18 protein-coding genes, 1 tRNA gene and 3 pseudogenes are annotated in these 24,185 nt (G+C 70.3%); 8 read left to right on the top strand and 14 right to left on the bottom strand.

Annotated elements, in window-relative coordinates; all coding sequences use genetic code 11:
* Position 1: 1 nt before the first annotated feature.
* Positions 2-1,045, bottom strand: coding sequence for a selenide, water dikinase SelD (gene selD, locus QC283_RS08215; RefSeq protein WP_279560702.1), 1,044 nt, complete (start codon positions 1,043-1,045; stop codon positions 2-4).
* Positions 1,046-1,120: 75 nt separating this feature from the next.
* Here selD and QC283_RS08210 point away from each other — a divergent pair.
* Positions 1,121-1,213 (top strand) — tRNA-Sec (locus tag QC283_RS08210).
* Between the two features lie 83 nt (positions 1,214-1,296).
* On the opposite strand, the pseudogene QC283_RS08205 reads toward QC283_RS08210, so the two are convergent.
* The 6 genes and pseudogenes from QC283_RS08205 to QC283_RS08180 all read right to left on the bottom strand — a co-directional run.
* A pseudogene (locus tag QC283_RS08205) lies at positions 1,297-3,009 on the bottom strand (GTP-binding protein); the annotation flags it as partial.
* A gap of 5 nt (positions 3,010-3,014) precedes the next feature.
* Positions 3,015-4,400, bottom strand: coding sequence for an L-seryl-tRNA(Sec) selenium transferase (gene selA / locus QC283_RS08200; protein WP_437075701.1), 1,386 nt, complete (start codon positions 4,398-4,400; stop codon positions 3,015-3,017).
* Positions 4,401-4,900: 500 nt separating this feature from the next.
* On the bottom strand, positions 4,901-5,476 hold the full coding sequence (locus tag QC283_RS08195; protein ID WP_279560701.1) for a transposase: 576 nt from the start codon (positions 5,474-5,476) through the stop codon (positions 4,901-4,903).
* A gap of 697 nt (positions 5,477-6,173) precedes the next feature.
* Positions 6,174-6,644: a DUF6098 family protein gene (locus QC283_RS08190; RefSeq protein ID WP_279560700.1), complete on the bottom strand. Its 471-nt coding sequence runs from the start codon at positions 6,642-6,644 to the stop codon at positions 6,174-6,176.
* A gap of 28 nt (positions 6,645-6,672) precedes the next feature.
* Positions 6,673-6,900: a DUF5133 domain-containing protein gene (locus QC283_RS08185; RefSeq protein ID WP_279560699.1), complete on the bottom strand. Its 228-nt coding sequence runs from the start codon at positions 6,898-6,900 to the stop codon at positions 6,673-6,675.
* A 126-nt stretch (positions 6,901-7,026) separates the two neighbouring features.
* Positions 7,027-7,443: a CBS domain-containing protein gene (locus QC283_RS08180; protein ID WP_279560698.1), complete on the bottom strand. Its 417-nt coding sequence runs from the start codon at positions 7,441-7,443 to the stop codon at positions 7,027-7,029.
* 287 nt (positions 7,444-7,730) lie between these two features.
* On the opposite strand from QC283_RS08180, the gene QC283_RS08175 reads away from it, so the two are divergent.
* Positions 7,731-8,075 carry an ANTAR domain-containing protein gene (locus QC283_RS08175; RefSeq protein ID WP_279560697.1) on the top strand — a complete coding sequence of 115 codons (345 nt, stop codon included), beginning with the start codon at positions 7,731-7,733 and terminating at the stop codon, positions 8,073-8,075.
* 37 nt (positions 8,076-8,112) lie between these two features.
* Here the strand turns inward: QC283_RS08175 and QC283_RS08170 are convergent, their stop codons facing one another.
* Both QC283_RS08170 and QC283_RS08165 read right to left on the bottom strand, forming a co-directional pair.
* On the bottom strand, positions 8,113-8,598 hold the full coding sequence (locus QC283_RS08170) for an ATP-binding protein (protein ID WP_443032567.1): 486 nt from the start codon (positions 8,596-8,598) through the stop codon (positions 8,113-8,115).
* 480 nt (positions 8,599-9,078) lie between these two features.
* A complete protein-coding gene (locus tag QC283_RS08165) occupies positions 9,079-9,783 on the bottom strand; it encodes a maleate cis-trans isomerase family protein (RefSeq protein ID WP_279560696.1) in 705 nt (234 codons plus the stop codon).
* A gap of 599 nt (positions 9,784-10,382) precedes the next feature.
* Here QC283_RS08165 and QC283_RS08160 point away from each other — a divergent pair.
* Positions 10,383-11,066, top strand: a pseudogene (locus tag QC283_RS08160) (GAF and ANTAR domain-containing protein).
* A gap of 174 nt (positions 11,067-11,240) precedes the next feature.
* On the opposite strand, the gene QC283_RS08155 reads toward QC283_RS08160, so the two are convergent.
* Both QC283_RS08155 and QC283_RS08150 read right to left on the bottom strand, forming a co-directional pair.
* Complete coding sequence (locus QC283_RS08155) at positions 11,241-12,218, bottom strand: Ppx/GppA phosphatase family protein (RefSeq protein WP_279560695.1); 978 nt, start codon at positions 12,216-12,218, stop codon at positions 11,241-11,243.
* Between the two features lie 176 nt (positions 12,219-12,394).
* Positions 12,395-13,600 (bottom strand): PP2C family protein-serine/threonine phosphatase, encoded by a 1,206-nt coding sequence (locus QC283_RS08150; RefSeq protein WP_279560694.1) that lies wholly within the window; start codon positions 13,598-13,600, stop codon positions 12,395-12,397.
* A gap of 305 nt (positions 13,601-13,905) precedes the next feature.
* Between QC283_RS08150 and QC283_RS08145 the strand changes: the two genes are divergently transcribed.
* The 4 genes and pseudogenes from QC283_RS08145 to QC283_RS08130 all read left to right on the top strand — a co-directional run.
* Positions 13,906-14,316, top strand: coding sequence for a four-helix bundle copper-binding protein (locus QC283_RS08145; RefSeq protein WP_279560693.1), 411 nt, complete (start codon positions 13,906-13,908; stop codon positions 14,314-14,316).
* Positions 14,317-14,455: 139 nt separating this feature from the next.
* Complete coding sequence (locus QC283_RS08140) at positions 14,456-16,300, top strand: thiamine pyrophosphate-requiring protein (RefSeq protein WP_279560692.1); 1,845 nt, start codon at positions 14,456-14,458, stop codon at positions 16,298-16,300.
* Entirely contained in the window at positions 16,297-17,433 is a 1,137-nt protein-coding gene (locus tag QC283_RS08135; protein WP_279560691.1) for an enolase C-terminal domain-like protein, read from the top strand. Before QC283_RS08140 ends, QC283_RS08135 begins: the two co-directional genes overlap by 4 nt.
* Positions 17,434-17,525: 92 nt before the next feature.
* Positions 17,526-17,828 (top strand): annotated as a pseudogene (locus QC283_RS08130) (glycoside hydrolase family 15 protein); the annotation flags it as partial.
* Positions 17,829-17,925: 97 nt separating this feature from the next.
* Here QC283_RS08130 and QC283_RS08125 read toward each other — a convergent pair.
* Complete coding sequence (locus tag QC283_RS08125; RefSeq protein WP_279560690.1) at positions 17,926-18,216, bottom strand: hypothetical protein; 291 nt, start codon at positions 18,214-18,216, stop codon at positions 17,926-17,928.
* A gap of 452 nt (positions 18,217-18,668) precedes the next feature.
* Here QC283_RS08125 and QC283_RS08120 point away from each other — a divergent pair, with 452 nt between their 5' ends.
* Positions 18,669-19,373: a DUF4396 domain-containing protein gene (locus tag QC283_RS08120; RefSeq protein ID WP_279560689.1), complete on the top strand. Its 705-nt coding sequence runs from the start codon at positions 18,669-18,671 to the stop codon at positions 19,371-19,373.
* 175 nt (positions 19,374-19,548) lie between these two features.
* Here the strand turns inward: QC283_RS08120 and QC283_RS08115 are convergent, their stop codons facing one another.
* On the bottom strand, positions 19,549-21,012 hold the full coding sequence (locus QC283_RS08115; RefSeq protein WP_279560688.1) for a cation:proton antiporter domain-containing protein: 1,464 nt from the start codon (positions 21,010-21,012) through the stop codon (positions 19,549-19,551).
* Positions 21,013-24,081: an FAD-binding and (Fe-S)-binding domain-containing protein gene (locus QC283_RS08110; protein ID WP_279560687.1), complete on the bottom strand. Its 3,069-nt coding sequence runs from the start codon at positions 24,079-24,081 to the stop codon at positions 21,013-21,015.
* Positions 24,082-24,185 lie beyond the last annotated feature (104 nt).

Below are 24,185 nucleotides of genomic sequence, written 5' to 3'. Positions count from 1 at the left end.
CTCACCTGAGGACGACGGAGTGCGCGCCCTTCGGCACCAGTTCCCCGATCACCGGGGCTCCCGGCACCTCACCGGCCACCAGCAGTCCGCCGGAGGTCTGCGCGTCGGCCAGCAGCAGCCGGGTGTCGGCACCGGTCTGGCCGAAGTCGGTGAACGGGGCCACCCACTCCAGGTTGCGCCGGGTGCCGCCGCTGACGTACCCGTCCCGTACGGACTCCCGGGCCCCGTCGAGGTAGGGCACGGCAGCGGTGTCGACGACGGCGGTGACCCCGGAGGCCCGGGCGAGCTTGTGCAGGTGGCCGAGGAGGCCGAAGCCGGTGATGTCGGTGGCGCAACGGGCCCCGGCGTCCAGGGCGGCCGCCGACGCGTCCCGGTTCAGCGCCGTCATGGTGGCCACGGCCTGCTCGAACCGCTCGCCGGTCGCCTTGTGCCGGTTGTTGAGGACGCCCAGACCGAGGGGTTTGGTCAGGGACAGCGGCAGGCCGGCGCGGCCGGTGTCGTTGCGCAGCAGCCGCTCCGGGTCCGCGACGCCAGTGACGGCCATGCCGTACTTGGGTTCCGGGTCGTCGACGCTGTGGCCGCCGCCCACGTGGCAGCCGGCCTCGGTGGCGATGTCCAGGCCGCCGCGCAGCACCTCGCGGGCGAGGTCGAACGGCAGCACGTCGCGGGGCCAGGCCAGCAGATTGACGGCGACGAGCGGTGTGCCGCCCATCGCGTAGACGTCCGACAGGGCGTTGGCCGCGGCGATGCGACCCCAGTCGTAGGGGTCGTCGACGACGGGAGTGAAGAAGTCGGCCGTGCAGACCAGGGCCTGGGTCCGGGTGCCACCGGGCGCGGGCAGGGTGACCACGGCGGCGTCGTCACCTGTGGCCAGCCCGACGAGGAGGGGACTGTCGGCCGCGACGGCCCCGGGCCGGGTGAGGCCGCCGAGTACCTCCTCCAGTTCGCCCGGCGGGATCTTGCAGGCGCAGCCGCCGCCATGCGCGAACTGGGTGAGCCGTAGGGGGGCCTCGTGGGTGGCCCGGGTGGAGTGGGTGGTCGTCATGCCTGGCCTTCCGATGGCGCATCGATCCTTGTCAGCGTGTGTGCTCTCGGCTCTGCGGTAGCCTGAGCGGGCGGTGGAGGCGTGTGGGTGCCTGGTGGCCCTCCCGGTCTTCAAAACCGAGGTGCCCGAGGATCTCGGGCAGGCGGGTTCGATTCCCGTCCGCCTCCGCTCCCCGCGGCCTCCCGGCAGCGTCGGCGCTGGTCGTCCACGCGCTCGGTGTGTCCCCGCCGGTCCAGCAGTTCCAGCAGGGGCACGGCCACCCGCCGGGTGGTGTCGAGGGCTCGACGCGCCTCACTCAGCGCGAACGGCTGCGGCAGGGACCGCAGAACGGCGGCGGCACGGGTGTCCGCGTCCGGCAGCAGCACGACGCCCTCGGCCACCCGGAGTAACGCGCCGGCCGCGACGGTGGCCGCCAACGCCTGGCGGGTCAGCCCCAGTTCGGCCAGTCGGCCCGCCTCGGGAGCACGAAACGGCGACCGGCGCAGGTCCTCCGTGAGGGCCTCGACGGCTCGCTGGACCGGCGGCGGCAACGAAGGCCGCGCCTCGTCGGGGCCGTACAGGCGCCCTTGCCGGTGGTGCAGTACGACCGGGCCGGGCGTGTCGACGAGGGCTTGAACCAGGGCCCGGTCCGGCAGGCCGAGCAAGCGCCGGGCTGCCTCGGTGGGCAGCCCGGGATCCAGGGGGTGCCGCTCCGCGTGCCGCGCCACCTCCCCCGTCAGGCGGTCGCGCAGTGCGGCCCAGTGCTCCGGGTCGGCCAGCCAGTCGCCGGCGACGGGCGGGCCAGGCGCGGCGATTCCCATGGCCTCCAGGTCGGCCCGGCGGACGAGCCGCCGCCGTCGCAGCTCCGCAGCACCGTCCGGCCGGCCGGTCATACCCGTCAGCTCAACCGCCCTGGCGCGGGCCGCGCCGCGCCGGGTCAGGCGTGGCGGTGCCACGTCCAGCACGGTCGCACCGCACGCCACGCGCCGTCCGCCCGGTTCCCGCAGGACGGCCCGATCGCCGACCCGCAGCGGGAGCCCGCGGGTCAGGGTCAGCCGGGCGGTGTCCTCGCCCAGCGGCCGGACGGTCACCGGCACCGCGGCGGTCCCCAGGTGCAGGGTGACCGACCGCGGCAGCTCGGCCACCGGCGTTCCGTGCACCCGGACGTCCGTCACAGTGGCCGGCCGCCAGCGTCCGGGGGTGAGCAACACCGTGCCCCGGCCGAGTACGGCGTCGCCGTGGACGTTGACGGCCACCCGGGCCACGCCGCTGACCGACCGCCGTTCCTCGTGCAGGCACTGCAGTCCGCGTACCCGCAGCACGCTCTCGCCGTCACCGGTGACGAGCCGGTCGCCGACGCACAGGGTGCCCGCGGCCAGGGTGCCGGTGACGACCGTGCCGTGACCGCGCACGGTGAAGGCGCGGTCCAGCCACAGCCGTACGTCGGCGTCGGCCGGCGGATCAGGCAGCACGGCGGCGAGCCGGGCCAGTTCGCCGCGCAGTCCGGCCAGGCCGGCACCCGTCACCGAACTGACCGCGACGGACGGCACCGTGCCGATGGAGGTCGCGCGCAGCCGCTCGGCGGCGTCCGCCCGCACCGGTTCGGGGTCGGCGAGATCGCTGCGGGTCACGGCGAGCACGGCATGCCGGACACCGAGCGCGTCCAGGATCTCCAGGTGCTCCTGGGACTGCTGCTGCCAGCCCTGGTCGGCAGCGACCACGAACAGCACACCGGGCACCGGTCCGACACCCGCCAGCATGGTGGCGACGAACCGCTCATGGCCCGGCACATCCACGAAGGCGAGGTGCTCGCCGCCGCCACCGGGCGAGGAGTCCGGCTCCAACCGGGTCCAGACGAACCCGAGGTCGAGCGTCAGGCCGCGACGCTGCTCCTCCTCGTAACGGTCGGGCTCCATGCCCGTCAGCGCCCGAACCAGAGCGGACTTGCCGTGGTCGACGTGCCCCGCGGTGGCCAGTACCCGCATCTCCCTCATCCCGTCTGTGCCGTCTGCGCCGTGGCGGCGCGCACGGCCCCGGCCAGCCGCTGGTCGTCCTCGGCGGGCACCGCCGCCAGGTCCAGCAGGCACCGCCCGCCCTCCAGCCGTCCGGCCACCGGGACGTCTCCGCCACGCAGCACGGCGGCGTACGGCTCGGGCAGGGACAGCGAGGCGCTCACAAGCGTCACACCAGGCGCGCCGCCACCACCCACGGTGGCCTGGCTCTCGGCCACCTGGGCGTCGACGCCGTCCGCCCGCAGCGTAGTCGCTAGCCGTTCCGCACGGGCGGACAACTCCCCGGCATCGGTGTCCAGGGCCCGCGCGGTCGGCGTCGGCGGACCGGTCAGCGTGGCCTCCAGCGCGGCCAGGGTCAGCTTGTCGACCCGCAGCGCACGGGCGAGCGGATGCCGGGCCAGGGAGCGGACCAGGTCATCCCGGCCAAGGAGGAGTCCGCACTGAGGGCCGCCCAGCAGCTTGTCGCCGCTGGCGGTGACGAGCGCCGCCCCGGCCTCCAGCTGGGTGCGGGCGTCCGGTTCCTCGGGCAGCCGGGGGTGCGGGGCGAGGAGACCTGACCCGATGTCGGCGATCACCGGGACACCGAGCGGCGCCAGCTCGGCGACCTCGGCGGCGCGGGTGAACCCGGTGATGCGGAAGTTGGAGGGGTGCACCTTTAAGATAAACGCCGTCTCGGGGCCGACGGCGCGGGCGTAGTCGTCCGCGGTGGTGCGGTTGGTGGTGCCGACCTCGCGCAGCCGGGCCCCGGTGGACACCAGCAGGTCCGGCAGCCGGAAGCCGTCCCCGATCTCCACCATCTCCCCGCGGCTGACCAGAATCTCCTTGCCCGCGGCCAGTGCGGTCGCGGCGAGGACCAGCGCGGCGGCTCCGTTGTTGACGACGTGCACCGCGCCGGCGGACGGCACCCGGGCGTGCAGCGCGGCCAGCGCGGTACGGCCGCGGCGGGCCCGCAGGCCGGTCGTCAGGTCGAGTTCGACGTCGGTGGGTCCAGCGGCGTCCTGTACCGCCCGCCGGGCGGCGTCGGACAGCGGCGCCCGGCCGAGATTGGTGTGGAGCAGCACCCCGGTCGCGTTGATCACCGGCCGCAGACCGCTCACCGTGCGCGGCAGCAGGGCGACCGCCGCGTCGGCCACCTTTTCCGGCTCCACGGCACCCTCCCGCGCCCGCTGTTGCGCCCGGCGGACCGCCGACTTGACCCATTCCGGCCCGAGCCGGTCCGCCGCGTCCCGCAGCCGGGGGTCACGCAACAGCGCGTCGGTGCGTGGAATCCGTCGGCGTGCGTCCGGCCCGGCACTCGTCTCTTCACCTGCCGCGCCCACACTGCCGGGGCCCCCTGCACCGCTCCCGGCCGTTCGCTCGGCCATACCCCGGTCTCCCACTCGTTTCCCTCCGCTCCGCCCGGCTGCTCGCTGTCCGGGAACACGCATCGTTCCTCCACTGCCCCCGACGGCTTCCGGGACACGCCGGGTGGCGGCAAGGGGGCGTACGAGACTTCTCCGGCAGCGCGAGGAAACCGGTGTCCTGTGTCGTCACACGTACAAAGTGATGTATGCGCGGCTGCGAGACACGCAGGTACGTATGCCAGGCGGATGGTCAGGTCCTGAACCGTTGACTCGCACAGCCCGGTCACCAAGTGGGAACTTGCCCGGAGCCTGGACGACTTACGGCCCTCGCCACGGCGTCAGCGCCGTGGATACCGCGGCTGCCCCAGTCAAACGGGCGGTCTCGACCAGCAATACGCCCGGCCCGCGAGACAACTGCCCGGTCACCGCACTTAGCACCGACATGGCCACGCCCCCCGGTGGCGACGGTATGGAACTGGGCGCCGCGTGCCTCGCAGATTCGCTGGTGTGGGTCACCCGTCTCATGATGGGCGGCCGCCCCTGCCTACGCGTGTGCGAAAGCTACCTACGTGCACAGGGCCGACCCGGCGGTGTCGCCGTCGCGCTCGCCCGGAGCCGGTTCCCAGCCGCCCCTGTAACGCGGGGCGCGGAAAACCGGTCTGACCAGGTCGAACACCGCGCGGGCTGCGTATCGTTCGAGGCACCGGCTGCTCTCTTCGGGTCTTGCCCACCTGGGTGCGGCGTTCGTAGTACGCCTGGGTGCGCGGGCCGTGGCGCAGCCGGGTGAAGACGATGCGGTGCAAGGCCGCGTTTGCTTGGCAGTCGCCGCCGTAGTCGAGCCGACGCGTGTGCCGCCGACCGAAGGAGTACTTGATGGGGCTAACTGCGCAAAGGGCAGCAAAGGACGCCTCGGTGTTCAGGTGCTCGGAATTGTCTCCCATGGTGATCAGGAGAGGGACAGCTCTGTCCGGACCGATACCCACTGGTTCGAGCAGCTGCGGGGCATGATGCTCGACGAGCCGGGCCAGGCGTTGGTTGAGCTCATTGATCTGCGCCGTGAGCTGTTCGATGCGTTCGGCGAGCATGCGCAGCGTCATGTGGGTGGCCTGGGTAACCGCGTCCGCGTCGTTCCCGCCGTCGTTCGGGGCGAGGCGCACGCAGGTGCGGGCGGACGAAGACGACTCCGACGCCGAGCGCGGAGTCGGAGCCGTAAACGACGCGGGCCCCGTTGTGGGGCGAGCGGAACCCCGCGCGTGCTGCCCAGCGCACCAGGCTTCTGGCCATTACACCGCCGAACGAGCGAAGCATCACAGCACCGTCCCCCGCCTCATGTGTGTCAGCCGCCAACAGCAGACGCCGAGTTGCGCTGCGCCCCCGGGCCCGCGTTGATCAGTGGGTGGCTGGCCCTGCCCCGCCGTACGGCAATAAGCAGCTGTCGTACGGGAGTCGATGCGCCCAGCAGAGAGACTCAGCGTGGTGCGGTTCGGCGCAAAGACGGAGACGTTGTCCGGGCTGATGTCGAGATTGCGCAAGGCCCAGGTGCTGTCGCTGGTGTACTTCACCGTCGACGAGTGGAAGCGGGATTCCGCAGCTGTACGCGGAAGAGTCAGCAGGTGGCCCTGGGCTGGCGCGTCATTGGTAGTGCGGAGCAGTTCCCTGAGCGAAGACGCTGAAGGCATTTCGAACCGGTTCGCACCGGTCGGCAGGCGGACTTGGGCCCCGTGCCGCGCGACCAAGCCCGGCAGAATAGCGCCACCCGAGGTTACTGGCGGTCGTGTCGCGTCGGCGATGGCCTCAGGGGTGCGGGGGTTTCTCCGGAGGTTCGTCTCGGTCGAGTGGGCCCCAGCGCCCGGGCTGTTCGGTAATGATGCGGGAGGCTTCCACGATCACCTGGTCGGCGATCCAGCCGAGGGGTTCGATCTCCGTCACCAGTGGCTCGTTGTCCGGTCCGCGTGCCGCCTCCGTGCCGTGCAGGACCCAGGGGCGGGTGCGGGCGTCTTTCACGCGCGGCAGGTGGCAGTAGTCGTACAGTCGGCGGGCGACCCAGATGCGTACGGGGCGCTCGCCCCACCAGTCCTCAAGGTCCAGCGGGCTGGCCGACAGGCCCGGCAGTTCGATGCCCGTCAGATCGTCCGTACTGCTCGCCTCCGGCAGGTCGCGCTCCGGCCCGCGGGACCAGCGCACGTAGAGGCCGCGACGGTGGGTGATGAGCCGGGTGAGCTCATCGAGGCTGCTGAACGTCGGCAGGTCGACGGTCTTGGTCATGATCCTGGTGGGACGATGCCGGGGGCAGTCACGTAGCCAGAAGGGAGTCGTCTTCGGCACGTGCTCCGGGCAGCTGGTGGCGGGCGGCAACGAGGGCGGTGTCGACATCGCGGGTCCCGGTCGACACGCACAGCGTGTAAGCGACGTCTTCCATACGCCGGCGCGCCTCCTCGGTGCCGTCTTCGGCATGCAGGGCACGCAGCGTCTCGTACCGCTCGATGAGGTTCTTCAGCACGACGGGGTGTGCCAAGAGCATCGGGAGCCTCCCTTGTCACCTTCGCTCACGTGGGTCATACACCGATCCGTGTGCCCCGCCCCCCGGCCGCCATTCCGGTGCGTTCCCGCACCGGCGGCCAGAGGTCAGTAGGGGCCAGTGTCCTGCTCAGTCGGTGGACAGGGCCTGGAGCAGGTCGCCGACCTTGGGGTCGGGCAGGGAGCGGGCGACGTCGGCCTGGGCAACCATGCCGACCAGGCCGTGACCGTCGATCACCGGCAGGCGGCGCACCTTGTGTTCCGTCATGGTGCGCAGGATCTCCTCCACGTCGTCGTCGGCGCCGATGGTCACGGCCTCGCCCTGGGCCAGGTCGCCGGCCGGGCAGGTCGCGGGGTCCTTGCCCGCGCCCAGCACCTTCACGACGACGTCCCGGTCGGTCAGCATGCCCTTGAGCTTGTTGTCCGTGCCGCAGATGGGCGGGGCGCCGACGCCGAGGTCCTTCATCTTGCGGGCCGCGTCCAGCACCGTCTCCTCGGCACCGATGCACTCGGCCCCGCCCGTCATGATGTCCCGTGCCTTCGTCATTACATTCACTCCCTGTGTCGTCGGCCGTCCCTGAGCACCGTGTCAGCGGACGGTTGCGTTGGGTGGCTGCGGGCGGGGTTCCCCGCGGTCGCCCGCCGTAACGCTTGCCTTGGCGCTGACCTCACCGCCGCTGAAACGGCACGCCGACCCGGCGTGAGCGGTCAGCCGCCTCCCGGCACCGGGATGTGTGATCACCGGTTGTGACATGCTCCGGTCGGCTGGATGCTGGTACGAAACCGGGGCAGGCGTAAGAAATCATCTGCCCGCTGCACACACCGGTGAGCGCCATGACCTCTTCCACGCATCCCAGTCCACAGTCGCTGCCGACAACGACCGATGAGCTGGTGCAGGAGCTGCAGCGGGTGCGGGCGGAGAACAGACAGCTCAAGCAGGCCCTCGCCTCCCACGCCCTGGTCGACCGAGCCATCGGCGTCCTGACCGTCCTGGGCCAGATCAGCCCCAGTGGCGGGTTCACGGTCCTACGGGAAATCTCCCAGCACACCAACGTCAGACTCTCCGTCGTGGCTGAGTACCTCCTCAAGCACGCGCAGGGTGCGGCTCTGCCTGCCGTTCTGCTCGGAGAGCTGCACGCGGCCCTGGCCCGCCACGCCGGCCCACGCCCCGGTCCCTGATGCAGGTGGCCGGCTGCGACCCGTACGAGGGGCGATGTCAGGCGGCAGCGCTTCCGAGGCCGGGTGCGTCCAGGAGGGCTACGCCGACGATGATGCGTTTGCCGACCGGCTCGCGCCGCGCCTCGAAACTCTGGGCGACGGTCATGACGATCTCCAGACCGTGCTGTCCCACCCGGCCGGCATCCGCGGCGCGGGCCACCGGCAGTACCGGGTCGGAGTCCCACACCGAGACCTCCACCGTTTCCCCCGTGATGCGCAGGGTCATCAGTATCGGGCCCGGTGCGTACTTGCGGGCATTGGTGACCAGTTCGCTGACCACCAACTGCGTGAGGTCCGTGACCCGCTGCGACACCGGCAGATCGTGCTCGGCCTGTGCCTCGATGAGGAAGGCCGCGGCCTTGTGACGGGCTTGGGCGATGCACGGTCCGTCGCCGGCCAGTGCCACGGCGAAATGGGCCGATCGACCGTCCAGCGCGGTCTCGTCTTCCTGCAGCGAATGTGGTCCAGCCACGACTGCCCTCATTTGCTCCCCCGTTCACACTTCTCGCCCCATACCCGGTTTGCCGCAAGCCATGCCACACGAGTCCTGTCGCCTACGCCACACCTCGAAGCGGCTTCGGTCGCGCCGGGTGACGCCTTGGCAGGGTTTGGGTGGGCCAGGGTCACTGGCATGGCGGAGGGGAAGAAGACGGGTACTGAAGTCGCCCATAAGACTGGCCGGTTGTCGGTCGTGGCCACGGCCACCGACGGCATCCACGTGGTGTCAATCACCCGCCGCTAATCTACGGTCAGGCGTCGTCCAAACAGTAGTCGAAGCCCTGGAGGACAGCGTCAAGCTCAGCAGCGGCGCCACACAGCGAACACAGCCGCAGCAGCGCGGGCTGTTCGGCTGTTCGGCTGCGGCCAGAGTACGGTCCAGCGCCAGCACCGACGCCGCGGCCGGTGCCTCTGTGTACTCCACGGCGTGCATGACACCGCCGCGGCCGCTGGCCTTCGCCAGCACTCAACCGCTGAGCCGCCGTGGCCGCAGGAGTCGTTGTCTTGGGCCATGCGCTCGCGCTCCCACAGCACTCAGTAGTGCCCATGCAGTGGCCTGGTTGGCGCTGACGACGGGTTTGCCGAGCCGTTCTTCGAGGTGAGGGAGGGCCTCGTAGGTGGGCAGAGCGGTGCAGCTGATGAACAAAGCATCGGCTTCACGGTGGTCTCCGGTGACGACGGCGTCCACTACCTCCTGTTCGTTCACGGTGTAGACGTCCTCGATCGCGTCGCAACCCAACGGTGTGAGAGCCACAACGGCGAAGCCGGATTCCTCGAGGTACGCGACCAGCAGGCGGTCGACCGGCTTTTGGTAGGGGTGCACGACGGCGAGACGACGAGCGCCGACGGCACGGAGAGCGCCCATGACCGCGCCGCTGGTCGTCAGCGCCTGCCGCGCCCCGTGTTTCCTCATCGCTTCGCGCAACGCCCGCTCACCGACCATGCCGCCGGCGAAACTGCAAGCGGTACACAGATACGCCACGGCCTCCGCTCCGCGTTCAACGAGCTCATTGACCGGCTCTGCCAGCAGGCCCGGCCTCCCAAGGCGGGAGACGAGCTCCAGATTGTCCCGGTAGGGAACCTCTTCCGTGAAGGTCAGCGTGAACGCCACGCTCGGCGGGATCCAGCGGCGCAGCTCCGCCTGGCGTAAGAAGTCGTAAGAGGCGACCACACCGACATGCCGCCTCGTCGCAGCAGCGACATTTCGGGGACCCATACCACCGAGACTAACGCGACGGCTTCGCCCGGTTATGCCGCCCGACCCGAGGCACAGTGACGAGCAGCTTGCTCATTCAGTGACAGCTCACGTGCTGCGTTGCTGTAGAACAGCAGCGCAAGCGTCACCGATGGTGACAATCACCGTGCCACGGGACAGCACTAAGCCGTCAGGGGCGAGACGCGTTCGCGTTTCTGCTGGGACTGGTGAAGGAAGAGTCAGAGCCTTGTTGTGCTCCGCCACAGCACTGGCCCACGCGCATCCTCATTGTCCGGGACCGAGACAGGGCAGTGAAGGCGCGTGCGACAGTGTTTCCGCCTTGCCTGGCGCTTCAGTAACGAGAACTGCGGACGAACCGGCGATCAGTTCGCAGCTGAGCTACGCGCACCCGCCGCCCGGCGGGTCCGCTCCCAGTCCGCCTACTGTGCCTGGGCGCGCGGCCATCGACGGTCTTGACAGGCAGCCATCACTTCAAGCGGTGGTGTGTGGATCACGGTGTGCGACGCTTGGGCGTGCGGCCTCGACCCACCGTGAGGGCGCTGGAGGAGGACAGCATGGACTGGCGTGGATTCGCGCAGCAGATGGCATCGCTGGCGAGGGACCTGCTGGCGCAGGAGACCGTTGAGGCCACGCTGGAGCGGATCACCGCATCAGCTGTCGAACTGGTGGAGGGCTGTGACGAGTCCGGGATCCTCGTGCTGAGCGGAGAGAAGGTGCATTCCCTCGCTCCGACGGGCCGGCTGGTCGTCGACAGCGACCGGCTGCAGGAACTCCTGGGAGAGGGGCCGTGCTTCGACGCCGCCCGGACCAAGACAGGCGAGCGGGTCTACCGCATCACGGACTTCACCCGCGAGCAGCCCCGCTGGCCCTCTTTCGCCGCCCGGGCCCGTGATTTGGGCGTGGGGAGCATGATGGGGTTCCTGCTCTACGCCGAGGACGAAGAACTCGGCGCCCTGGACCTGTGCTTCCGCGCGCCTGGCGCCTTCGCCGAGAACAGCGAGACCGCAGGCTGACTGCTCGCCTCCCACGCCGCGGTTGCCCTGGCCGGCGCCCGCACCCATGCCCAGATGGACCAGGCGATCGCCACCCGCCACACCGTCGGCGAAGCCATGGGCATCGTCATGGGCAGTCGCCACCTCACGGAGGAGCAGGCTTTCGACGTGCTGCGCCGCTACTCCCAGGAGCACATCAAACTGCGCGAAGTCGCCCGCCGAGTCTGCGAGAAGGGCAGCGTGTGACGAAGCCGCGGAGGCGGCTTGCCCGGCCCGTGACTGGACCGCGGGAGTCTGAGCGGGGCCGGCTCCCCAGGGGACGCCGCCGCCCCCGCCTGCGGAAGGCCGTCCCCTGTACGCCGACGTCAATGCCCGTGATCAGCAGCCGCACTGCTGTGACACGCGATCAGCGGACGGCACTCAGCCAACGGACGCTGACAGACCGGTCGGTTCCGTCGCAGTCTGCGTGCGCGTCGAGGAGGTGTACTGCCGAAAGGGAAAATCCTCCTCGAGGGCGGTCAGCAGGACGCCCTCACGCAGAGCCCAGGGACAGAGCACCACCTGATCGATCTCCAGGCAGCGCATGGTGGTGTGGGCGACGATCGCTCCGGCCAGGGACTGGCGTGCACGTGCGGCTGAAATTCCTGGCAGGGCTGCCCGCTCACGTGCGGGCAGCCGGGCCAGTGTGCCAAGGGCGGCTTTCAGGTCCCGGCGCACCAGCCGACCAGGCTTCTTGGGGGCCTTGCGGCCGTTCTGGGCCGCGCACAGGCGTCCAAGTTGGTGGAACGTGCGGGACGTGGCCACGGCGGTCCGTGGGTTCTCCCACTGGATACGGGCGGCGGCATCCCGCAGTTCGTGTCGGATACGCCGCCGCACCTGCCGCAAAGCCGTGGCGTCGGGAACATCGTCTTCGGCCAGGTGCTCCCGGGTGAGCCGACCGGCCCCGAGCGGCAGCGAGACCGCGAAATCGGGCGTGGTGCCGCGGCCGGAAGCGATCTCGAGCGACCCCCCGCCGATGTCGAAGAGCACCATCGCGCCCGCCTGCCAGCCCATCCACTGCCGGGCAGCCAGGAAGGAAAGCTCTGCCTCCATCTGCCCGGACATGACGAACAGGTCCATACCCGTACGGGCCTGCACCTCTGCCAGGACCTCTTCCCGGTTGGGTGCCGCCCGGACGGCGGAGGTGGCGAACACGAAGGGGTCACTCACGCCCCAGTCTGCCGCCTCCTTCCCGACCTGGCCGACGGCCTCGACCAGACGATCGATGGCGCCACGGCCGAGTCGGCCGTCGGCTGCGGCCCGCTCTGCCAGCCGCAACCGCCGCTTGCTGGTGTACACGGGGAGCGGCAACTCACCGTCCCGTTCCGCGATGACCAGCCGCACCGTGTTCGAACCCACGTCCACAACCCCGAGTCGCATGGACGAGGAGTACCCAACAGCCGGGTGCCACGCCTACGAGTCGACGCTTCCCCCGGGTCGTTCTCACACCGAGCGCGAACGGCAGCGGCGTCCTGGGAGCCAGGGTCACGTGAATGCGTGCAGATAAGGGGCGCGCAGTGGCACCGGGCGGCCGCTCACACCGCGGCTCCCTGGCTCCCGGGGCCATGCCATGCGCAGCACAGGACGGTGGCGTCGTCGTCCAGCACGCCGTCGTGGTAGTCGAGGACCGAGTGGACCAGCCGGCGCAGGGTTTCGGGGAGCGAGACCTCGTCCGCGTGGTGACGTACTAGGAAGTCGACGAAGCGGTCGAGTCCGAACATCCGTCCAGTGGCGTCGCGGGCTTCGGTGATGCCGTCGGTGTGGAGCAGCAGCCGGTCACCGGGTTCCAACTGCTCCCGGCAGACGGTAGGGGTCAAGCCGAGATCGGTTCCCAGAGGATGCGTGGGCGAGCACTTCAGGATGGTGGTCCAGCGGCCGCCCCGGATCAGCACCGGTGGCGGATGACCGTAGTTCACCCAGCTCAGATGTCCGGTGCCGAGATGGAGGTCGGCGATGACACCGGTGGCGTAGCGGTCGCGGTGGAACTGCTCCATGAGCGCCGTTTCGATGGCGGTGCCGGTCTCGGCGAGGCCGGCGCCCCGACGGCGGTGGCTGCGGCAAGTGGCGACGGCCAGGTTCGCCGTCAGACCGGCGGTGGTGTCGTGTCCCATGGCGTCGAACAGAGTCAAATGTACGGTTTGTCCGGCCAGTGCGTAGTCGAAGGCGTCGCCGGCCGTCTCGTAGGCCGGTTCCATGGCCGCGGCGATCGTCGCCCTTCCGTTCGAGAACACCTGGGGCGGCATCAGGGTCCACTGCATCTCGGCCGAGGGGCTCATGGGGCGGGTGCGGGTCAGCCGGGCGTACGAGTCGCTGTAAGCACGCTTGGACACCAGCAGCAGGCCCAGTAGGGAGGCCAGATCCTCCCTCGCTTTCCCGTCCGCTCCCCCGGCCGGCACGGCATCCACCCGCAGGACGCCCAGACGCTCGGTGCCGTCCAGCACTGGCACCCAGTGCCTGCCTCGGCCGTCGGACACGGCACCGCCCAGACCCTGCTGGAACGCCCTGCCCGCGAGGGTGGCGTCGATCCGCAGTTCCTCGCCCCCGTACCCGGCGTCGACGCCCCGGCCGGTCAGTTCACGCAGCACCCCTTGCTGCAGGTCGGCCAGGAAGATGGCGACCCGTCCCAGGCCCGCCCGGGCAGCGTGGGCGGCCACGAGGGTGGGCAGGTCCTCCAACGCCGACAGGTGGCTGGCCCGGGTGAGGGCGGTCAGTACGCGGGGTGGGTCCTCGTACGCTGCCACGGTGGTTTCCCCTCGCGAGGGGACTGCCCGCGTCCGTCCGTCCCTCGCCGGGAGGGGCCTGGCCTGCTGGTGGCCGATGAAGACGGGAAGCCCGGAACACACTGTCGCCGTCAGCCTACTGCAGCCGGCAGCACGTACCTGGCGAGGACAGGTGACACCCGTTCCCGAGGTCGGCCTCGAAAACTGGGTCCGCCGCCATGGGCGCCTTCGCCTCCGGGCGGGTTTCCCCACCACCGTTCGGTGTTACGCGTCAAGGGCCGGGCCCATTCGCGCTCCCACTGCCACCGCACTCACTGGAGACTCCCATGAACACTGCTGTCCGGGACATGCTCGCCGCTCACCCCGCCGACCTGGGCGGTGTGGACCGTGACAAGCTCGCCCACTGCATCGAGGAGTGCGTCGCCTGCGCTCAGGCGTGCACGGCCTGCGCGGACGCCTGCCTGTCGGAAGAGATGGTCGCCGAACTGACCAAGTGCATCAGGACCGACGCCGACTGCGCCGACATCTGCGCCGCCACGGCAGCCGTCCTCTCCCGCCACACCGGTTACGACGCCAACGTCACCCGGGCCGTCCTCACGGCGTGCGCCACCGTCTGCAAAGCCTGCGGTGACGAGTGCGCGAGCCACGCCGAGCAGCACGAGCACTGCCGCGTCTGCGCCGAGGCGTGCCGCCGCTGCGAGGAAGCGTGCAACGACCTGCTCGCCTCCCTCGGCTGACGCCCGCGCACCCGAGGCGGGCCCCACGAGGGCAACGTTTCCCGCGTAGCCAGACGGTTACCCATGGGCTGTGTCGTGCCCGCGGGCGTCCAGACGCCGGGGACCGCCGTTCACTATCGGGATCGGAAACGGAGTTTTCATGGCCAGCACGAAGGTCTCCGATTACATTCTCCAGCGACTGCGCGAGTGGGACGTCGACCACGTCTTCTCATATGCGGGCGACGGCATCAACGGGCTGCTGGCCGCCTGGGGACGCGCGGACAACAAACCCAAGTTCGTCCAGGCCCGGCACGAGGAGATGGCTGCCTTTCAGGCCGTCGGTTACGCGAAGTTCTCCGGCAAGGTCGGCGTATGCGCGGCGACGTCCGGTCCCGGCGCGATCCACCTGCTGAACGGGCTCTATGACGCCAAGCTCGATCATGTTCCCGTCGTGGCGCTGGTCGGGCAGACCAACCGCAGTGCGATGGGCGGCTCCTACCAGCAGGAGGTGGATCTGGCCAGCCTGTACAAGGACGTCGCCTCGGACTTCTGCGAGACGGCCATGGTCCCCGAGCAGTTGCCGAACCTGATCGACCGGGCCTTCCGTACCGCGTACGCCAAGCGCACCGTCACAGCGATCATCCTTCCCGGCGACGTGCAAGAGCTGGACTACAGCCCGCCCACGCACTCCTTCAAGATGGTGCCCTCCAGCCTCGGAATGGGACGGTACGCGCCGGTCCCCGCCGAAGAGGACCTCCAGCGGGCCGCCGACGTGCTCAACTCCGGCGAGAAGGTCGCCGTCCTGATCGGGCAGGGCGCCCGTGGCGCCCGCGCCGAGGTGGAACGGCTGGCCGACGTGTTGGGCGCCGGCGTGGCCAAGGCACTGCTCGGCAAGGACGCCCTGCCCGACGACCTGCCCTACGTCACCGGCTCCATCGGCCTGCTGGGCACCCGCCCCTCCTACGAGCTGATGCAGGAGTGCGACACCCTGCTGATGATCGGCTCCAGCTTCCCGTACACGCAATTCATGCCGGAGCTGGACCAGGCCCGGGCCGTGCAGATCGACATCGACCCGCACATGATCGGCCTGCGCTACCCGAACGAGGTCAACCTCGTCGGCGACGCCCGCGAGACCCTCCAACGGCTACTGCCCCGCCTGCACCGCAAGGAAGACCGCTCCTGGCGGGAGAAGATCGAGAAGAACGTCGCCCGTTGGTGGGAGGTCATGCAGCGCCGCGCCGCCGTCAGCGCCGACCCGGTCAACCCCGAGTACGTCGTCCACGCCCTGGACGGCAAGCTACCCGATGACGCGATCCTGTCCGCCGACTCCGGCTCGGCCGCCAACTGGTACGCCCGTCACCTGCGGCTGCGCGGCCGGATGCGCGGCTCCCTGTCCGGCACCCTGGCCACCATGGGCCCCGGCGTGCCCTACGCCATCGGCGCCAAGTTCGCCCACCCCGACCGGCCCGCCATCGCCCTGGTCGGCGACGGCGCGATGCAGATGAACGGCATGATGGAGATGGTCACCGCCGCGAAGTACTACCGCGAGTGGTCGGATCCGCGGCTGATCGTGGCCGTGCTGAACAACGGCGACCTCAACCAGGTCACCTGGGAAATGCGCGCCATGTCCGGCGCCCCGCAGTTCGAGGAGTCCCAGCACATTCCCGACCTGCCGTACGCGGACATCGCACGGTCGTTCGGTCTGGACGGGGTCCGGGTGGAGAAACCCAAGCACGTCGAGTCCGCCTGGGATCAGGCCCTCGCCGCGGACCGGCCCTTCGTCATCGACTTCCGCACCGACCCGGCCGTCCCGCCGATCCCGCCGCACGCCGAGCTGGACCAGATCGAGGCCGCAGCCGCAGCGATCCTCAAGGGTGACAGCGACCGCGGCTCCATGGTGAAGCAGGGACTCAAGGCCAAGGTCCAAGAGATGCTGCCCGGCAGCCGCCACCGCGACGACCGCCCCGGCGCCGGACCGCACGACAGCACCGAAGAGAACAAGTGACCCAGGCGGCATCACCAGGCCAGGTTCTCCGCGGCAGCCCGGCCGTGGACGACCTGGCCGTCTCCGTCTACCGGATCCCCACGGATCTGCCGGGCGGTGACGCAACGCTGACCTGGGAGGCCACCACCCTGGTGCTGGTCGAGGCCCTCGCGGCGGGCGTGACGGGCCTGGGCTTCACCTACGGATCGCCCGCCACCGCACCCGTCATCGAGCACGAACTGGCGGACCTCGTCGTCGGGCACGACGCCTTCGACGCCCCCGCCGCCAACGACCGGATGGGCCGGGCCCTGCGCAACGCCGGCAGGCCCGGCATCGCCGCCGGCGCCGTCTCCGCCGTCGACACGGCGCTGTGGGACCTCAAGGCCCGCCTCCTGGACCTGCCGCTCCTGCGTCTGCTGGGCGCTGCCCGCACCGAGGTAGCGGTGTACGGCAGCGGCGGCCTCACCACGTACAACGACGACCAGCTCGTCGAGCAACTGCGCGGCTGGACCGATCAGGGCATCGACCGGGTGAAGATCAAGGTCGCCGAGTCCTGGGGCCGCCAGGAGGCCCGCGACCTGCACCGCACCGCGCTTGCCCGCCGTACCGTGGGCAAGACCGCCGAACTGTACGTCGACGCGAACGGCGGCTACACCCGCAAGCAGGCCATACGTATGGCAGCGGCCATGTCCGGCCTCGGCGTCACCTGGCTGGAGGAGCCCGTCTCCTCCGACGACCTGACCGGCCTGCGCGAGGTACGCGACGCCGTCACCGCTGACGTCGCCGCGGGTGAATACGGCTACGACCTCCCGTACTTCGCCCGAATGGCGGCCTCGGGCGCCGTCGACTGCCTCCAGGCCGACGTCACCCGCTGCGGCGGCATCACCATCTGGCTACGCGCTGCCGCCGTGGCCGAAGGGCTCGGGCTGCACATCTCGGGTCACTGCGCCCCGCACCTGCACGCCCACGTCGCCGCAGCCGTGCCCAACACCCGTCACCTGGAGTGGTTCCACGATCATGTCCGCATCGAGAACATGCTGTTCCACGGCACGCTCGACCCGCGAGGCGGCACCGTTGCCCCCGGCGCCTCCGGCGAACCGGGTCACGGGCTTGCATTGAACCGGAAGACCGCCGACCGCTACCGCACCGCATGATCCGGCCCGCCACGACCGACCACGCGTCCACGGCCTCAGCCGACAGCCCGTGGACTCTGCGCGACTACGCCCTGATCGCCGACGGAGAGCGCGGGGCGCTCAACCGCTTCCGGCACAGGGACAAGCCGCTGGGCCACGCGGAGGGTGGGTTCCTGCTGTGCGGCTTCACGATGGCGCTGGCCGCCCACGCGCAGGGCCTGCACCCCGAAGCGGCGAGGTGGTCCGAGCACACCCGCTCGGCCTGCGGGCACACCGGGCTGTTCGCCGAGGAGTACGACGTGGCACAGCGCCAGCTACGGGGCAATCTGCCGCAAGGGTTCGTCCATGCGCTGCTGTTGGCGTGCTCGGCACGGTTCGGCGACGCTACGGAGGCGGTGCCGTCGGCCGATTGGTGACGGTTCGCACAGCGCGACTCGGCGCGGACTGCTGCGTGCCCGTACCCGAGGGGGCTGTCCACCACTGCGGGGGTCGAGAACCGTGTTGCTGTCTCATTCACTCGAGCACGGAGTGCTCGTCATCACGGTGCACCAGGCTCCTGTCATCGCCGACCGTGCCGAGCTTGTGGGCCGACTCGAAGGTCTCGTTCACGCTCGCCAACCCGCGCCCGTCCTGATCGTCCTGGAAGAGTGCGCCGCGGACGGCCCCACGACCAGCGTCGTCCTCCGCGTCCACCGAACATGCCGGGACCTGGGCATACTGCTGTCCGTGGCCAGCACCAGCGCGCCCGTCCGGCGGCTGCTCGAGGCCCATGCTGACACGGCTGGCACTCATCTTGTCATTCACGCCCGCGCCGATACCGCTGTTACCGCAGCCGCCCGGTGTGGATAACTCTCGGCATCGCAGCCGCCGATCTGACGTTGTTCGCCGTCACGATCTGGTCCTCACGCAAGGTGGCCGTCGTCGGCCTCCCCACGCGGTCTGCCTGGGACCTCGGAGGCGCCGGGCCCTGGGAGCGACGTACGCGCGAGTCGGCGCCGTCGGCGATGGGGGCGGTACGCAAGGCCGTCCGGCGGTCGACCCGGCAAGTCTCCGGACGCGCCCCTGTCGAACCAACCGCGCCGAGACCGGGCGCTTGCTGCCTGTACCGTACGACCGCTTGTAGCAGCATCAGCAGTGCCATGCACACGCACCGCGTCCCCGGCAGGGTCGCACGCGGGACGGGCGACTGACCGGCGAACCACGCGGGTACCCAGGTGTCCGATCACGTCGCCGATGGGACCGAACGGACCAAGAACATGGAAGAGCACGCGCACCCGACTGGTTGGATCGAGGCGCTGGGCTGGTTCAGCCTGAGCGTGGCCTTCGCCTGTGCGCTGGTCATCCTGGCGGACCTCTTCCTCTTGGGCCGCCGTCAGCACATGTGGATCATGAATCTGGTGTATCCCGTGACGGCCCTCTACTGGGGGCCGGTCGCCTTGTGGTTCTACTTCGTCCACGGTCGCCGCACCTCCGAGCGAGCGGTCGAGGAACACGGCGTGCCCGACTCCGGCAAGCTGCCGGACTGGAACGTCCAGTCCAAGGCGATCAGCCATTGCGGAGCCGGCTGCACCCTGGGCGACATCGGCGCCGAGTGGCTGGTCTTCGCGGCCTCTCTCACCCTGGCCGGCAAGGCCCTGTACGCGGACTTCGCTCTGGACTTCGCCTTCGCCTGGATACTGGGCGTCCTCTTCCAGTACTTCACCATCGTGCCCATGCGGGGCATCGGCAGGCTCAAGGGCATCTGGGCCGCCGTGAAGGCCGACACCCTCTCCATCATCGCTTTTCAGGTCGGCCTCTTCCTCGGCATGTGGCTCTACCAGGAAGTTCTCTTCTCCCCCGGCCTCCCCAAGACCACAGCCGCCTACTGGATGATGATGCAGCTCTCCATGATCCTCGGCTTCTTCACGGCCTGGCCCGTCAACGCCTGGCTGGTCCGGGTCGGCTGGAAAGAGAGAATGTGATCAGGCCGAAGGGAGCGCCACTCGGTGCAGTGCTCCGTCACCTCGCCGACTGCGTCCACGCTGTCGGGCTGCCACTGGGCGTCGGCACCCGGGGCGGACGGGAGTTGAGGCGGTTCCGGGCGGTTCTTCGGCGGGTCATGAGGTGCGGCGGCGTGGGCGAGCGCGGCGCAGGGTGTCACGTCGGGTGGGTGGTGAACAGCCGTGCACATGTCTCGTCGTCGTCTCCCGTCAGCAGCAGGATCTCGTCGTCCCTGCGCAACCGCGTGGAGCCGCTCACGGCAAGCAGGCGCCCCTCGCGGACGACGAGGCTGATCCAGGTGTCCTCGCCGAGGTCGAGTTCCTCGATGGCGGCGCCGTCTGCCGGGGAGCCCTCCGCGACCACGTGGCGGACCACCCCCTCGGGGCGGTCACGCAAGCGCACTCCCAAAGCCCACGGCTCCAGTTCCACCGACCGCATCGGCACCCGGCACCACCTCGCCACGGTGGGCACCAGCGATCCCTGGACCACGACGGAGAAGACGACCACGACGAAGACGATGTCGTACAGGCGATCGGCGTCCGCGACCTGTGAGCTGACGACGTAGCTGCCGAGCAGCACCGGAACGGCGCCCTTGAGCCCGGTGAAGGCGAGAAACGCCCTCTCCCCCAGGCTCATCCGCATGCGCCACAGCAGAACGGCCATGACGACCGGACGCACGACCAGGGCGAGCAGCACCGCCAGGATCAGTCCGTCCTGCCACGCGCCTTCGGCGGTGAACGTCCACAGCGGTACGGTCAGCCCCAGCACGGCGAAGGCGACGACCTCGCCCAGACTGCCCAGCGCGGTGTGGAAGCGTTCGATCTCTCTCTTGTAGGGAGCCCGGACGTCGCCGAGCAGGATTCCGGCGACGAAGACGGCCAGGAACCCGGAGCCGTGGGCCACCGTCGCCAGTCCGTAGACCGCGAACGCCCCCGCGAGCGTGCGCAGCGGGTAGAGGCCCTCGGCCGGCAGGGCTACCCTGCGCATCAGCCACTTGAGCGCCCATCCGCCGGCGGCGCCGAGCACCGCGCCGACCACCATCTCCTGGACGAAGAGCACGGCCGTGTGTCCGGCCGTGCCGAGGGCACCGCCCGAGCTGCCCAGCAGACCCGCCATGAGCGCGATGCCCACCGGGTCGTTGGCGCCGGACTCGCCGGGCAGCAGCACTCCGGCGCGGCCCGTGATGCGGCGGCGTCCGAGCACCGAGAAGACGACGGCCGGGTCCGTGGGCGCGAGAGCCGTGCCCAGCAGGAGGGCGGGACGCCAGTCCAGGCCGAGCAGTGTGTGCGCCGCGACAGCCAGCAGGCCGGCGGTGGCGAAGGTGCCCAGTACACCGATCACGAGGATGGCTCGGGCCTCCGGCCGGAAGCGCCGCCAGCCGAGGTCCATTCCGCCCTGGAAGAGCAGCACCACCAGGGCGACGGTGACCACATCCTGCACCGTGGCGGTCGACAGCTCCCGCAGCCCGGGGAAGACGTCCACGGCGACGGCGGCCACCACCAGGAAGAACGCGGGAGCGGGAACACGGGTCCGCTCACTCAACCGGTTCGACGCGACCGCTGCCGTGCCGGCCAGTGCCACCACGAGAATCGCCAGTCCGAACGACCAGGTTCCCTCCACCTAGCGCACACCCTTCTTGGAACTGGTACGGGACACCCGGACACGTCGGGCGCCGACGGCGGCCGCGAGCAGGGCGGCGCCCGCCCCGGCCAGCGGCAGCAGTGCCCGTCGCCCTGGAGGTGCGGGCCGGTCCGCCACGGCTTCCCTCCCGCGCAGGCCAGCCGCGAGGATTTCAGCGATGTGCAGCGGGGTGCGTCCGGTGCCGGCCTGGTCGACCTGAGTACGGCAGCTGAAGCCGTCGGCGAGCACCAGGGTGGAGTCGTCGGCCTGCCGTACCGCGGGCAGCAACCCGGCCTCGGCGCAGGCCATGGACACGTCGTAATGGCCCTTCTCGAACCCGAAGTTGCCGGCCAGTCCGCAGCATCCGGCGTCGAGGACGTCGGCGTCGACCCCGGCCCGCTCGAGGATCTCGCGGTCGGCGTCGAAGCCCATGACGGCGTACTGGTGGCAGTGACGCTGGACGACCGCCCGGGCGTCGACCCGGGGCGGCCGCCAGTCGTCGGCACGCTCCACCAGGAGTTCGGCGAGCGTCCTGGTCTGGGCGCGCAGCCGCTCCACGTCCGGGTCCTTCGGCAGCAGTTCCACGGCGTCGGCGCGAAAGACGGCGGTGCAGCTCGGTTCCAGACCGACGACGGGGGTGCCCCGGCGCAGATCCTCGCGGAGCACATCGAGGGTGTGTCCCAGAACGCGCTGGGCAACGCCCAACTGTCCCGTAGAGATCCAGGTCAGCCCGCAGCAGACCGCGTGCTCGGGCACCTTGACCCGGAAGCCTGCCGCTTCCAGTACCTCGACGGCGGCGCGGCCGACGGCGGGGTGGAAGTGGTCGGTGAAGGTGTCGGGCCAGACCACGGCCTCTCCCCGCTGTCCGTCACCACGCGGCCCACCCCGCTCACGCCACCAGTCGGTGAAGCGCTGTTCGGCGAAGACCGGCACATCCCGCTCCGGCGCCACTCCGCCCAGCGCCTTCGCCGCACGTGCCAGCCAGGGAACGGATGCCAGGGCGTTGACGGTGCGGGGGGCGAGCGAGACGGCTCGTGCGACGGCGGGTAGCCAACCCATCGAGTAGTGGGCGAGCGGCCGCAACCGGCCCTTGTAGTGGTGGTGCAGGAACTCGGCCTTGTAGGTGGCCATGTCGACGTTGACCGGGCAGTCCGTCTTGCATCCCTTGCAGGCCAGGCAGAGATCGAGTGCGTCGTGCACCTCGTCGGAGCGCCAGCCGTCCGTCACCGGGGAGTCGTCGTCGTTGTTGACCATCTCGAACAGCAGGCGGGCACGGCCACGGGTGGAGTGCTCCTCCTCGCGGGTGGCCCGGTAGCTGGGGCACATCACCCCGCCTTCCGAAGATCGGCACTTACCCACTCCGACGCAGCGGGCGGCGGCCCGGCTGAACTTGCCGTCGTCGTGCGGGAAGGAGAAGGCGGTTTCCGGTTCCCAGGGCAGGTAGCCGGCTCCCAGCCGCAGGTTCTGGTCGAGGCGGTAGGGAACGACGATCTTGCCCGGGTTCATGCGGTTCTCCGGGTCGAACAGGCCCTTGAGCCGCTCGAAGCCCTCGATCAGCTCCGGCCCGAACATCTTCGTCAGCAGTTCGCCCCGGGACTGGCCGTCCCCGTGCTCGCCGGACAGCGATCCACCGTAGGAGACGACGAGATCGGCGGCGCGTTCCACGAACGCCCGCATCCGGGCGATCCCCTGCTCCGATTCCAGGTCGAAGGGGATGCGGGTGTGGACGCAGCCATGACCGAAGTGGCCGTAGACCGAGGGGTGCCCGTAGTCGAACTCCTCGTAGAGGCGTTTGAGATCACGCAGGTAGTCACCGAGGCGGTGCACGGGGACGGCCGAGTCCTCCCAGCCCTCCCAGGTGTCCGGCTTGCCGGGGACGTGCGCGGTCGCACCGAGCCCGGACTCGCGCACCTTCCACAGCTGTCCGATGTGCCGCGGGTCGTCGTACCAGGTGTGGTCGACGTCGTCGGGCTTGGCGTCGATGAGCGCCTTGGCCCGCTTCTCCACCTCCTCGCGGGTGTCGCCGTTGAGCTGCACCATCAAGTAGGCCCGTCCGTCGGGCAGTTCCTTCAGAGCGTCGGGGTTGAGGTGCTTCTCCTGCTGGAAGTGGATCAACTGGTGGTCCACGCCCTCCAGCGCCGCCGGCTCGTGCCGGAGGACTGCCGGTACGTGGTCGGCGGCCTGGCAGATGTCCTCGTAACCGAGCACGACCAGCGCGCTGTGCTTCGGTACCGGAACGAGCTCGAGTTCCGCGTGCAGGACGGTGACGAGAGTGGACTCGGAGCCGGTGAGCAGTCCGGCGACGTCGAAACCGTGCTCGGGCAGGAGCGAGTCCAGGTTGTAGCCAGAGACCCGGCGCGGGATATCGGGGTATCGATCGCGGACGAGGCCGGCGTACCGGTCGCGCAGGGCGGCCATCCCGCGGTACAGCTCGGCCGTGCGCCCGCCGGACTCCGTGAGCCGTCGCAGTTCGCCGTCGTCCGTCCGGCCCACCCACATGCGTACGCCGTCGTAAGTGAGGACTTCGAGGCGGTACAGGTTGTCGACGACCTTGCCGTACGCCTGGGCCGTCGACCCGCACGAGTTGTTGCCGATCATTCCGCCGATCGTGCAGTTGGGATGGGTGGCGGGCTTGGGGCCGTACATCAGGCCGTAGTCGGCCAGCTGTCGGTTCAGGTCGTCCAGCACGATGCCCGGCTCGACGACGCAGCGACGGTTCTGCACGTCGACGGACAGCAGCCGGTTGCAGTACTTGGTCCAGTCCAGGACCACGGCGGTGTTGCAGCACTCGCCAGCGAGGCTCGTGCCGCCGCCCCGCGACAGCAGCGGCGCGCCGTGCTCACGGCATACCTGCACCGCCTCCCGGGCCGCCTCGACCGTCCGGGGGACGACCACGCCGATGGGTACCTGCCGGTAGTTGGAGGCGTCGGTCGAGTACGTCGCCCGCGTGCCCGCGTCGAAACGCACCTCCCCGTCGACGCGGGACCGCAGGTCCCGCTCCAGGGCACCCGCATCGGGTTGCTCCTGCGGACGTAGGACGACAGGAAGAGGCAGATCAACCGGGTCCATGAACAACCTCCACTGGTGACGAGGGGTGCGTCGGTATCAACCGGCCGACGCCGGGAGCAGTCGGCCCGTCCACCGGGGGACGGGATCGCGCGGTCTCGGTCCCT

The organism is Streptomyces sp. DH41 (genome assembly GCF_029813785.1).
Lineage (GTDB): Bacteria > Actinomycetota > Actinomycetes > Streptomycetales > Streptomycetaceae > Streptomyces.
Note: the sequence above shows the minus strand (reverse complement) of the source record. Positions and strands in the feature narration are given on the sequence as shown.